11 protein-coding genes are annotated in these 12,540 nt (G+C 54.8%); 8 read left to right on the plus strand and 3 right to left on the minus strand.

The window, feature by feature from the left end; genetic code table 11:
* The first annotated feature begins 1 nt into the window (after window position 1).
* The 6 genes from I6I12_RS09850 to I6I12_RS09875 all read left to right on the plus strand — a co-directional run bounded on the left by I6I12_RS09850 (window position 2) and on the right by I6I12_RS09875 (window position 5,363).
* Complete coding sequence (locus I6I12_RS09850; protein ID WP_200288093.1) at window positions 2-643, plus strand: ABC transporter permease; 642 nt, start codon at window positions 2-4, stop codon at window positions 641-643.
* On the plus strand, window positions 640-1,842 hold the full coding sequence (locus I6I12_RS09855; protein ID WP_200288102.1) for an ABC transporter ATP-binding protein: 1,203 nt from the start codon (window positions 640-642) through the stop codon (window positions 1,840-1,842). The genes I6I12_RS09850 and I6I12_RS09855 overlap by 4 nt, the downstream gene beginning before the upstream one ends.
* The gene (locus tag I6I12_RS09860; RefSeq protein WP_200288104.1) at window positions 1,829-2,581 is read left to right on the plus strand and encodes an ABC transporter permease; all 753 of its coding nucleotides are present in this window, start codon (window positions 1,829-1,831) and stop codon (window positions 2,579-2,581) included. Before I6I12_RS09855 ends, I6I12_RS09860 begins: the two co-directional genes overlap by 14 nt.
* Window positions 2,578-3,534, plus strand: a complete 957-nt coding sequence (locus I6I12_RS09865; protein ID WP_200288106.1) for a glycine betaine ABC transporter substrate-binding protein — start codon at window positions 2,578-2,580, stop codon at window positions 3,532-3,534. Before I6I12_RS09860 ends, I6I12_RS09865 begins: the two co-directional genes overlap by 4 nt.
* A gap of 161 nt (window positions 3,535-3,695) precedes the next feature.
* Window positions 3,696-5,015 carry an amino acid permease gene (locus tag I6I12_RS09870; protein WP_200288108.1) on the plus strand — a complete coding sequence of 440 codons (1,320 nt, stop codon included), beginning with the start codon at window positions 3,696-3,698 and terminating at the stop codon, window positions 5,013-5,015.
* 57 nt (window positions 5,016-5,072) lie between these two features.
* On the plus strand, window positions 5,073-5,363 hold the full coding sequence (locus I6I12_RS09875; protein WP_234288124.1) for a YrhK family protein: 291 nt from the start codon (window positions 5,073-5,075) through the stop codon (window positions 5,361-5,363).
* Between the two features lie 260 nt (window positions 5,364-5,623).
* On the opposite strand, the gene I6I12_RS09880 is transcribed toward I6I12_RS09875, so the two are convergent.
* The 3 genes from I6I12_RS09880 to I6I12_RS09890 form a co-directional block, all read right to left on the minus strand.
* Complete coding sequence (locus I6I12_RS09880) at window positions 5,624-6,943, minus strand: MFS transporter (RefSeq protein WP_200288112.1); 1,320 nt, start codon at window positions 6,941-6,943, stop codon at window positions 5,624-5,626.
* Window positions 6,944-7,342: 399 nt separating this feature from the next.
* Window positions 7,343-8,617, minus strand: coding sequence for a threonine/serine exporter family protein (locus tag I6I12_RS09885; protein WP_200289060.1), 1,275 nt, complete (start codon window positions 8,615-8,617; stop codon window positions 7,343-7,345).
* 548 nt (window positions 8,618-9,165) lie between these two features.
* Window positions 9,166-10,383: an amidohydrolase gene (locus I6I12_RS09890; protein WP_200288114.1), complete on the minus strand. Its 1,218-nt coding sequence runs from the start codon at window positions 10,381-10,383 to the stop codon at window positions 9,166-9,168.
* Between the two features lie 307 nt (window positions 10,384-10,690).
* Between I6I12_RS09890 and I6I12_RS09895 the strand changes: the two genes are divergently transcribed.
* Window positions 10,691-11,623, plus strand: a complete 933-nt coding sequence (locus I6I12_RS09895; RefSeq protein WP_200289061.1) for a carbohydrate ABC transporter permease — start codon at window positions 10,691-10,693, stop codon at window positions 11,621-11,623.
* Window positions 11,624-11,650: 27 nt separating this feature from the next.
* Window positions 11,651-12,496 (plus strand): carbohydrate ABC transporter permease, encoded by an 846-nt coding sequence (locus tag I6I12_RS09900; protein WP_200289062.1) that lies wholly within the window; start codon window positions 11,651-11,653, stop codon window positions 12,494-12,496.
* The last annotated feature ends 44 nt before the right edge of the window (window positions 12,497-12,540 follow it).

The raw sequence follows: 12,540 nt of genomic DNA on the forward strand, positions 1-12,540 counted from the left end.
AATGACAGATTTTATTGCTGCGCGTTGGCAGGACATCCTCTTCCGCAGCTATCAGCACACCAGCTTGGTCATCCAATCCGTGGCCGTAGCACTAATAATCGCTCTCGTGATAGCTATTTTTGCGGCTCAACGCCCACGCGGAGCGGCCCTAGCCAATGCCCTATCCTCCATTGGCCTAACGCTTCCCTCACTCGCCCTTCTCGGCCTCGCCATTCCCCTCTTTGGAATCGGCACAGTGCCCTCCGTAGTTCTCGTAGTCTTTTATGCAGTTTTGCCAATTCTGCGCAACGCGATTGTCGGGCTGCATACGGTGGACCCCAGCATTATTGAATCTGCTCGCGGACAAGGCATGAGCAAAGCGGCGATTCTTTTTCGCATCCGCTTGCCACTGGCATGGCCCATCATCATGACTGGCATCCGAGTGGCAACCCAGATGTCTATGGGCGTGGCCGCCATCGCGGCCTATGCACTTGGACCAGGCCTCGGCGGCTATATCTATTCCGGCCTTAGCCAAATTGGCGGCACCAACGCGCTGAATTACACGCTAGTCGGCACATTCGGCGTCGTGGTAATCGCTCTCATCGTGGATGCAATTCTTGCCGGCATCCAGAAACTGACCACCCCGAAAGGCATTTCCGCATGACACAAAACAAGCAATCAAGTCCGGTTTCAGCTAGCGAGACCAGCGGTGCTGAAATCGTCTTTGACCACGTGACCAAGTCTTACCCAGGACAGAAATCACCTGCGGTAAAAGAGTTGTCTTTCCGCATCCCCGCCGGAGAGCTCGTGGCATTTGTGGGACCTTCCGGCTGTGGTAAGACCACTTCGCTTAAAATGATTAACCGCCTGGTCGAACCCACCAGCGGCGAAATCCGGATTAACGGTGAAGACGTAACCAAGAAGAATTCCACCCAGCTGCGCCGAGACATCGGATATGTTATTCAAGGCGGCGGCCTCATTCCCCACATGTCCGTCGCAGACAATATTGCACTCGTGCCAAAGCTCAAGAAATGGAATAACAACAAAATCTCACAGCGCACCGATGAGCTCTTGGACATGGTGGGCTTGGATCCCTCGATCTACCGGGACCGCTTCCCCCGAGAACTTTCGGGCGGACAACAGCAGCGTGTGGGTGTAGCGCGTGGTCTCGCGGCCGATCCCCCAGTGGTGCTCATGGATGAGCCTTTCGGCGCAGTGGACCCGATTACGCGCACGCACCTGCAGGATGAACTGGTAAACATCCAATCGGAGCTAAAGAAGACCGTTGTGTGCGTAACGCACGATATCGATGAGGCGATCAAGCTGGGCCACCGTATCCTCATTTTTGAACCCGGCGCGCAGATTAGCCAGTACGATACGCCGGAAAATATTCTGGCCGCACCAGCGAATGATTTTGTGGAAGACTTCATCGGTTCGGGCTCTGCCCTCAAGCAGCTAAATTTGCGGCGCGCGGATGAACTTGAGCTTTGGTCGCCACCCATAGGGCGCATCGGCGAGAAGACTGCAGACGTTCTCGAGCGTTTAGATACCGCCGGAGAAGGGACTGTCGTTATCCTGGACGAGCACGATCACCCGCGCGAATGGATCACCAAACGCCAGCTCAGCCGCTTTGAGTTCATTCCTGATCCGACTATAGAGTTGTCCTCTGTGGTGGAAGCTCGTTCTACGCTTAGCGACGCCATGTCGGCCATGCTTGCTTCCTCCCACGGCGGCGCCATGGTTACCCGCCGCGGAAAATTCCAAGGCGTGCTCCTTTATGACACGGTCAATGACTACATCCGTCAGATCAACTCCGATGCCCACTCTCCTCGCGGTGAAGGAGGTAGCAGTGGAAAAGCTTAAACGCCTCGGAGGAGAGAACCGGCTCCTCATTTTCGGTATTCCAGTTCTAGTCATCGCGGCAGTTGTCGGATGGCTCATTTGGCACGCCACCGCGGATCTTGATGAAATTGAGGCTCGCACCTTGGAGCTCAATTCCGTCGCGGCTTTGGCGTGGGAGCACCTCGTGCTCGTGCTTATTTCCGCACTCTTGGTTATCGCTGCCGCAATCCCCTTAGGGATTCTGCTCACGAGACAGTCCACGCAATTTCTTGCCCCCGTGGTCACGGGTATCGCCAATATTGGTCAGGCAGCTCCGGTCGTTGGCGTCATTGTACTCCTGGCCATTTGGCTCGGCTTCGGCACTCCGGTTGCCATCCTCGGGTTGTGGTTTTATGCCTTCTTGCCGGTGCTGGCCAATGTCATTGCAGGTTTAAGGGGCGTCGACAAGCAGCTCATTGAGGCAGCGCACGGGCTAAGCATGTCCCCCATGCAGGTTCTCGCCAAGGTAGAGCTTCCGCTTGCGCTGCCGGTCATCATGACCGGTGTCCGCACGTCTTTGGTGCTTCTCGTAGGCGCAGGTGCGTTTGCCACGTTTATCGATGCCGGTGGGCTTGGCGGACTCATCACCTCTGGAATCAACCTTTATCGCACGCCGATCCTTGTTTCGGGCGCGGTACTTATCGCAGCCTTAGCGCTCACCGTGGAATGGGTGGGCCGACTATTGGAACTCGCTTTTACGCCGAAGGGGATGATCAAATGAAACGCCTGATGGCAACACTCACCGCGGTAGGCACCCTTTTTCTGGCGGGCTGTGGCCTTGGTACTGCAGGTGGTTTGATTCCCCGCGGCGAACTGCAAGGCGATCTCGCCGGCATTGATCTGAGAGGCGAGACCATTTCCATCGGGTCAAAGAACTTCACCGAGCAGATCATTTTGGGAAAAATTGGAGCCATTTTGCTGCAGTCAGCGGGTGCCAACGTCAAGGATCTCACCAATATTCCGGGATCTACTTCGGCCCGCCAAGCCCTCCAAGTAGGCGATATGGACACGATGTTTGAGTACACCGGTACCGCATGGATTACCTATTTGGGCCATGATGATCCCGTTCCTGGTTCACGGGAACAATACGCAGCCGTGGAAAAGGCTGATAAGGAAAATGGCTTAACGTGGCTGCCGCCAGCGCCAATGAACAATACCTACGCCTTGGCTACAAGTGAGAAGACGCACCAAGAATCGGACGTAGAGACGCTCGCGGATATTAAGGAGCTTCCTCCCGAGCAGCAAACCTTCTGCACCGATGCCGAATTCCTCGCCCGCAATGATGGACTCCTTCCCATGCTCAAGAGTTATGGGGTGAAAGAGCCTCCACGCAGCCGCATTAAGGAAATGGATTCCGGCGCGGTCTATGCCGCCTTAGACAAGGGAGAATGCACCTTTGGCTCCGTTTTCGCCACCGATGGCCGCATTAAAGCCCTCCAACTGCAGGTGTTGACGGACCCTGATCTGTTCTTCCCTAAGTACAACCTTGCCCCGGTTATCCGCACCGAGGTTTTAGATGAACACCCAGAAATTAAAGAGCTCTTCGCTCCCCTGTCACAGCTGCTTACCGACGAAAAGATGCAGGAACTCAATGCCCGCGTCGACGTCGACGGTGAGGACTACACCACCGTGGCACTCGATTTTTTGAAGGAAGAAAACCTGATCGCGGACTAGCTGCCAAGCCTTAGCAAGATTCCCAAAGACCGTTGCACCACCCTCGGTGCGGCGGTCTTTAGCTTTTATTTAATCTAGATCACACATTTGCTTTCGTTTGCCAAAACCTTCATATAGATTGTTTATGTTAGCTCATTCACACGTACTGAAGGATAAATTCTATGTCTCACACGACTGCGAATGCGCCTGCTTCACCGGCTAGTTCACCCACTACCGGCGGCGCAGACACCCCAAGCGGCAGCCAGGTAGCTACCAATAAGGCCGTCAATAGCCAGTGGACCATCACGCTCTTCGGCACTGCCGTGGGCGCAGGTATCCTCTTCTTGCCGATTTCCGCCGGCAGTTTCGGCTTTGTCCCGCTACTGGTAGCCACCCTGCTCATCTTCCCGATGACCTACCTGGCCCACCGTGCTTTCTCCTGGATCATTAGCTATTCGCCGCTGCATGGCGAAGACGTCCTTGCAGTACTCACTCACTTCTTTGGCCGGGGCAACGGCATCATCCTCGCGATTATCTACTGGTTCACCATCTTCCCGGTGGTGCTCATTTACGGCGTATCTATTACCAATACAGTCGATAGTTTCATCGTCAACCAGCTAGGCGGGCCGGAAATTTCCCGCTACATCTTGGCACCGCTGTGCGTAGGTCTGATGACGCTGGCACTTGCCTTTGGCAATGCCATCATGTTGAAGATTGCTCAGTTCGTGGTTTACCCGCTCATCGTGGCGCTGGCAGCAGTATCGCTCTACCTCATTCCACAATGGGACCTCGGGTCCTTCATGGAGGCCGGCGATCACACCGCTGGCGGCGTTATCAAGGCCATTATCCTTATCCTTCCCGTCTTGGTGTTCTCCTTCTCCTTCGTTGCTGCGATCTCCCAATTCTCGCTGGGCATGGAAAAGGAATACGGCGCGGACCACCACGCACAATCCGATAAGGTTATCCGCAATTCCGCCATCTTGCTAACCGTCTTCACCATGTTCTTTGTCTGGTCCTGCGCGCTGGCCATGGGTGCAGACGGCATGCAGGAGGCAAATGACAAGAACCTGCCGGTACTTTCCTACTTCGCCAACGAGACCGGCACCCCATTTATGGCCTACATGGCACCCATCGTGGTTATTTGTGCAGTGGCTTCTTCCTATTTCGGCCATGCCCTTGGCACCATCGAGGGCACCCAGTACCTCTTCAACCTGGCCGCCCCGAAAGCCACAAAGAAGATGTCTGCCCGCACGCTCGACCTATGGACCTACCTCTTCATCTTCATCGCCACGTCACTGGTAGGAATTTTCAACCCCTCCATCCTGGACATGATTTCTGTCGTGGGCGGCGTCTTCTTCGCCTTCATGACCTACCTGCTTCCCATCTGGGTCATTTACCGAGTGGACGCCCTAGCCCGCTTCCGCGGCAAAAAGACCAACTATTTCGTGGCGGTCATGGGCTTTATCGTGCTCTTTGCCACTATCTGGGGAATGTTCCAATAATCCCACAAAAACGTGGTTCGACAAGCACTTTTCCTGTCTGGCAAGGTGGGAGGCATCATGTCAGAACAGGAAAAGGACCCCGACCTAAAAATCAAGCTCGGGCAGAATAACGAAATCAAAATTAAAAACAAATACGAGACGTTTTCCATCGCCAATGATATCGCCATCTCCGTGGTGTTTATCCTCGGCTCGGTGCTAACGCTTGCCGGCTTGTCGATGGTCGCTACCGTCTTCTACCTCCTGGGCAGCCTCGGCATGGCAGCCCGCCCGGCCATCCGCTTAAAGCGCCGCACACACCTGCAACGCATTGGCGCGGATGCAAATACTGCCGAAAGTTATGACTACTAAGTCACAAATGGGCTAGCAGTAAACTTTCAGCAACTAGCAGGGACCTATCAGGCACAATCCATTGTGGTAGCAGCCCCGTGCCCCATACTTTAATCATGCGTTTGAGAGAGCGCATACGAGAGAGATAGAGAGAACCCCTCAGTTTCCAGAGGGCGGCTTAGGCCGATACATGGAAACACCTTGTAGAGAGAGACGCCTGCGGCCCTCGGTTCCTTCCGGTTCCGAGGGCCGCAGGCGTTTTATCCTGTTATAGCGAAACGCTACTGGTGCAGCTTATTCTTTTTCGACGCGAATAGCACCGCGGTTCCAGTCACCAGCGCCGCAGCCACCAAATAAAAAGCAGGGGCAAGCTGCAGTCCTGTGACATCAATAAGCCAGGTGGCAATCATCGGAGCGGTACCGCCAAAGACAGCATTGGCCGTATTAAATGTCAGCGCGAAGCCGGATAGACGCACGTGCGTGGGGAACTGCTCGGAAAGGAAGGAGGGCAGGACGCCGTCGTTAAGCGCCAGCACGCCACCCAAGCAAACCTGAATGATAATGACGAGGAGGATTCCGGCGCCGTTGAGAAGCATAAAGGCTGGAATGATAGTCACGCCCATAAAAGCTGCCGCGCACAGCATGGTTGTGCGGCGGCCCAGGCGGTCCGAAAGCATGCCGGTGAGCAAGGCAAAGCCCACATAAAATGCGGAGGCAACAGAGGACGCTATAAACGCCGGGGTTGCGGCCATACCCAACTCTTCTGAGAGGTAGGTGGGCAGGTAGGTCAAGATGACGTAGAAACCAATGGCGTTGAGCACCGCACCAGCAAAGGCAATGGCCAAGGCCTTGGGATACTTGAGCACCTCCCGCAACGGAGATTCTTCCGGTTCATCCTGATCCTCAAAGTGGGAGGACTCCTCCGTATGACGGCGAATCCACAGGCCATACATGCCCAAAGGCAGCGCAATCAAGAAAGGCACACGCCAGCCCCAGGAATCCAAGGCGGCATCGTCGAGCACGCCCGTCAGCAACGAGGCAATGAGCGAGCCCAGCAACAAGCCGGAAGCCGTAGCGGACGGTACCACCGCGGAATATATGCCGCGCTTGCCGGCCGGAGCGATCTCGGCCAAGTGCGTGGCCGCGCCTGCATACTCACCGGCTGCCGAAAAACCCTGCACCATGCGGCACAGCAGCAGCAAAAGGGACGCGGCGAAGCCGATGGTGGCATAGCCAGGAAGGAAACCGATGCACGCGGTAGCCAGGGACATCATCACAATGGAGACCGTTAGGGTCTGGATGCGTCCGTGTTTATCACCGAAGTGACCCCATACGATGCCACCCAAAGGCCGCACCAAGAATGACAGCGCAAAGAGCGCAAACGTCATAATCAGGGCACGGCGGCCTTCCATCTCCGGGAAAAAGACTCGGGAGATAATCGCGGACATATAGATATAGGCTGCGTAATCGAACCACTCAATGAAGGTGCCTATAAACGCTGCCTTGATGGCCGAGCGATGCTGGCGTTTTGTTTCTTCTGTATCTTCCACCTGTGCCGGCACGGCATCATTGGCTGGGGGTTGGGAAGTGAGAGGAGACATGCTCCTCACCTCAATTCTGTAGCTATACAAGCAGTTGAAAACGGCGCAGGCCCGCTGCGCGCATGCCCTCAACCCTACAGAATCAACTTATGGTGTACGTCACTTTTATGCGCCAATATTGCACTCCCCCACAATTGTTACGCTTGTCAGCGCCTTATCCATCCCCTCCCAGCCATTAACAGCCACCCAACAGCCGAGCCTCATGGACACTACAGCACAGTGCCCCATACTGAGATCGTGCGTTTGAGAGAGCGCATATGAGAGAGATAGAGAGAACCCCCTGCAGTTTCCACAGGGCGGCACATGCCGATATATGGAAACAGTGAGAGAGACGCCTGTGGCCCCCAGTTCCGAAAGGAAGTGGGGGCCACAGGCGTTTTCCCAGTTAAGACCCTAACTTCATGCTGTAGAGGGCTTCTGCGGAATTTTTTTATCAAAATCAATAAGTCGGCCCAATGCCCAATCCTTATCAGTTAGCAGGCGAGAAAACACCAATCCGGCGCCAATAGAACCAACCACCATCATTCCTGTCGCAACGTTTGCCAAAGCTTGATCCATTTGACCGTCATTCAAATAAAACACTGCTCGAAACATTGTCACCCCCGGAATCATAATCACGGCAGCCGGAACGGTCGTTGTAATACGAGGAAGGCGCGCCTTTTTAGAAGCAACCGCACCTAGCAGCCCAATCAATAGTCCTCCCACGAATGCCGCAAAGAAAATAGTTGTACCTGCGTGAATGAGGATCAAACGGAGCTCGTTTGCCACCGTTCCGACACACGCTGCGACCAAAACCATGCGGCGGGAAGAGTTGAAAAGAAAGGCAAAGCCAGCAATTCCCAGAAAACTTGCGACCGGCGCCAACAAAAACCACTTCATATCCTGTGCAGGGGCGGGCGGATCAGGGGTAAGTTGTGTCAACCAGCTAACCATCGAGACCGTGAAAGTCGCTGTAAATATAACAGTGAAGGCGTACCCTAACCTGACTATTCCTGCGTCCAAATCAAAACGCGCAATGTCGATCAAAGCAGAGAAAAGAGGAAATCCGGGGATCAAGAATAAAACCGCTGCTACCACGCCCGAGGACAATTCACTCGGAGCCACTGAGCCTATCGCACCAAAAAATTCCGTTAAAAGGAAGAAAACGATACTTGCCGTTGCCCCGCCAGCAATTACTCCCCCGATTTGATGGACGTGCCGGTGGAGAACCGTGTACCGCACAAACTGGCCTGCAAACGCCGCTAGAGCCACCAACCCCACCGCTTCTAGCGGGAAAAAGTTAAGATACGCAAACGCCGCGCACGCGATCGCGGCGGCAAAAGAAAGAACTAAACCGCTCCAGCGTTTTTTGACTCCAAACTCAATACCATCCAGCTTTGCCGCCAATTCTTGGGCAGTAATCCCCGCATAGAGCCGATTATGGGTCAGGTCTTCTAAGGCTTCTATCCGCGAAGCATCAACCGCAGGAGAATGTTGCCGGGCAATCACTGTCCTGAAATATTCCCCGCGGTGGAACGTACAAGTAATCTGCGTCAAACCCACTGTGGCATCTAAGTGGTCAAACCCCAAAGCACGCGCACTGCGTTTCATCCCCCTTAAAACACGGTAACCAGAAGTGCCGGCACCCATTAGGAGCATTCCCACCCGCAAGACAACATCCGCTTCCACGCCCATTTGCCGGTGCAATTCTGGATCAAATTGTTGCGACACATCTCCTCCTCTGACACGGTTTTAGCGCCTATTTAAAGGCTTCTCGACCCCAACCGAAGCCCGAGAACACACTTTTAGTTTTACCTAGAATCCTACGCAGAACCGCACCCCTATGAATAGTTCTTCATCGGCCTAGAGGTCGCCGCCCTTTACACCGTGGGCAGGTTTGCGCGTCTATTAGCCGATTTCCACCCCATTACCACAATACTCACAGGTAAAACGCAGGCCTGTAGCAGGCTAGAAAGTTATCTTAAGTTCATGCGTTTGAGAGAACGCAAGAGAGATAGAGAGAACCAGTTCCAGCGCCCTGCGGCCCCAAGTGAGGCCCGGGCGTTGGAGCTGTTTTAGGGGTCTGCCGGTTAAATGCACTAAGAAACGGTGGACGCAGGAAAACCTTGCATAGAGAAAACTCACCAGACCTGGCGGCTATGAACTACTCCCCCACAGCCCGGATGCCAGCAGCAATGGCCACACACCTTTTAAAAGCCGTGCGGCCATGTACAGTTTCCCGCTTAGTCGTTGCCCAGATAGCTCAATGCAGCGGCAGCAAGTGCTTCGGTGCCAGTGCGCAATGTGGGTTGGAGCAGTGGGGCGAAGTGCGGGCTGTGGTTGGGAACATCTTTTCCTTCTTCGCGGCCGGAAAATACCCAGAAGCAATAGGGAACCCCAAAGGCACGCGCAATGGTGGAGAAATCCTCACTGGCTGTGAGGGGTTCTGCGGTAAGAACGCGGTCGGCGCCGAAGTAGGATGTGAAGGCTTTCTGGAGCCGCGCCGTGGTCTCGTCATCATTGCTGGTAAGCGGGTAGGCATCGTGATAGTTAAATTCAGCAGGCTGAGGGCTACCGGCAGCCTGGCACTCAGCGTTGACGATGCGCTCGATGGCGCCGGAGATTTTATCGCGTACTTGCTCGCTATAGGCACGCACGTTGATCTTCAGGTTAGCCTCAAAAGGAATGATATTTGCCTTCGAACCGGCATTGATAGCACCCACGGTCAACACGCCAAACTCGGAAGGGCTTAGTTCGCGGGAAATGACTGTCTGAAGGCGCGTCACAATGGAGCTGGCCAGCACCACTGGATCGACGCTGAGGTGTGGCATGGAACCGTGCGAGCCTTGGCCATAAACCTTGACATCCAGACTTACCGCGGTGGACATAAAGGGTCCTGCGGCAAGAGCAACGGTGCCAGCAGGAAATTGGCTAGCAAAAACATGTTGGCCTAGGACAACATCGGGAGTTGCTACCTTATCTACCAGACCGTCATCCACCATGGACTGGGCACCGGCAGCGATTTCCTCGCCCGGTTGGAAAATTAGTTGCAGGGTGCCGGACCACTGGTCGGTGGCCTGCGCCATGAGCGCACCCATGCCCAGCAGGCTGGCCACGTGCGAATCGTGACCGCAGGCGTGCATGACGGAAATGGGGTTTCCATCCGAGTCAAGGGCGGTATCGGTGGAGGCATAATCCAGGCCAGTGTCCTCCTTGACTGGTAGGCCATCAAAATCCGCGCGCAGCAAGACAGTTGGCCCGGCACCATTTTCTAAGATGCCAACCACGCCACCGCCTACATCCACTTGTTCAAACCCGAGGTCAGCAAGCTTGCCCTTGATGATGCCAAGCGTGCGCTCCTCCTGCATTGATAACTCCGGGTGCTGATGCAGGTCCTTATAAAGTGGCTCCTGCCAAACTTTGACGGAGTCATAGTTGCTGCAGACAGTGCGGACAGACATTGCTTCCTCCTTGTGGAATCGCGGTGGAATATGGGTGCCAGTGTAGAAGGGCGGGAGAAAGGTGGGCGTCGGCAAGCAAGGCATTTTTGTAATGCCAGCCATAGTTTTATGGCAAAGAGACAGGCGCCATGGCACTCTGAGCTGGAGTTTTCAGAAAGTTCGATGACGTATCCACCTTTAACCCATCGGACATTTATAATTCACCGATTATTTGTTTTCCATGTATCTGGGCTTCACCCATCCGCCCTAGATTAACCGAGTGACCTTTCAGGAAGACTCTCTCAGTGGCGGCAACTCAGGCACTACCATCGCCCGTCCCGCCCACACGGAAAACCCCAGTGATTCTGCGGCGCTGCTACGCAAAGCAGCGCGCAATCGCCACAAGGAATGGCTGCTGGCCGCAGCGCTTTTAGCGCCGAACCTGATCCTGCTGGCTGTATTTACTTACCGGCCGCTGCTAGATAATATCCGGCTATCCTTTTTCAATTGGAATATTTCCAGCCCTACCTCCACCTTTGTAGGCTTGGACAATTATGTGGAGTGGTTTAGCCGCGAGGATACGAAGACCATCGTGCTCAACACTGTGGTATTTACATTCTTTGCGGTCATTGGCTCAATGGTCATTGGTCTAGCGCTGGCATTACTGCTCAACCAGAACATTAAGGGCCGCAACTTTGCACGCTCGGTGGTCTTCGCGCCCTATGCCATCTCTGGCGCGGCCATTGGTATCGCCTTCCAATTCGTCTTTGACCCGAACTTTGGCCTCATCCAGGACATGCTGGGCTGGTTCGGCATCGACTCCCCGAATTTCTATGCCGTGCCAGGCTGGGCGATGTTTATGGTGACGTTCACCTTCGTGTGGAAAAACTTGGGCTATACCTTCGTCATCTACTTGGCAGCACTACAGGGCCTAGACAAGGAACTGGATGAAGCCGCCGCTATCGACGGCACCGGACGCTGGCGCAAATTCTGGCGTGTGACCATGCCGCAGCTGCGCAATACGACCTTCTTCCTTTCCATCACGGTGCTTCTTAACTCCGTGCAGGTCTTCGACATCATCAACGTCATGACCCGTGGCGGCCCACAGGGCAATGGCACGCAGACGTTGGTCTTCCAGATTTATAACGAGACCTTCGTCAACTTCCGCGCCGGCTACGGTGCGACTGCCGCCACCATCTTGTTCCTGATCCTGCTCATCATCACCCTGATCCAGGTACGCATCATGGATAAGCGAGGTTAACCCACTATGGCTACTTCAACCCTTCACATGGTCACGGATGAATCCCCCACCACCCGTCGCGCCAAGCTCGTAGGCGGCTATTTGGGCATCCTCGCGGTACTGCTCCTTATTGGTCTCCCGCTCTTTTGGATCCTCATGACCTCTTTCAAGGCCAAGGGCGATATTTATACAGATCCGATCAACTGGCTGCCGCCGGTATGGGAGACTGAGAATTACTCCGATGCCACCACTCGCGTGCCTTTCTGGACCTACCTGCGCAACTCGGTAGTAATTACCGCGGTGCTGTCCATCATCAAGATTGTGCTTGGTGTCATCTCTGCCTATGCGCTGGCCATCCTGCGCTTCCCAGGCCGCCATCTGGTGTTCTTGTTGGTCATTTCCTCACTCATGGTGCCCAGCGAAATCACCGTCATTTCTAACTACGCCTTGGTCAATTCCTTGGGCTGGCGCAATACCTTCGTGGGCATCATCGTGCCGCTGGCCGGCGTGGCTTTCGGCACCTTCCTCATGCGCAACCACTTTTTATCCCTGCCCTATGAGCTGGTGGAAGCCGCCCGTATGGACGGCGCCGGCCCCATCCGCCTGCTTACCAAGGTGCTCCTGCCGGTCTCTTGGCCAACGCTGACCGCGTTTTCCGTCATCACCATGGTCAATGAATGGAATACCTACCTGTGGCCATTCCTCATGGCCGATACTGAGGACGTTGCCCCACTGCAGGTGGGTCTGACCATGCTGCAAAACAACGATGGCGTGACCAACTGGGGTCCGGTTATGGCCGCCACCATCCTCACCATCATCCCGATGGTGATCATCTTCCTAGCCTTGCAAAAGTACATGATTCAAGGCCTGACCACTGGCGCCGTCAAGGGATAGAAGGACTTCTACCCCACCCACGCTCGCCGTTTCCACATACTTTA

The sequence above is a fragment of the Corynebacterium kefirresidentii genome, from assembly GCF_016599755.1.
GTDB classification, from domain to species: domain Bacteria; phylum Actinomycetota; class Actinomycetes; order Mycobacteriales; family Mycobacteriaceae; genus Corynebacterium; species Corynebacterium kefirresidentii.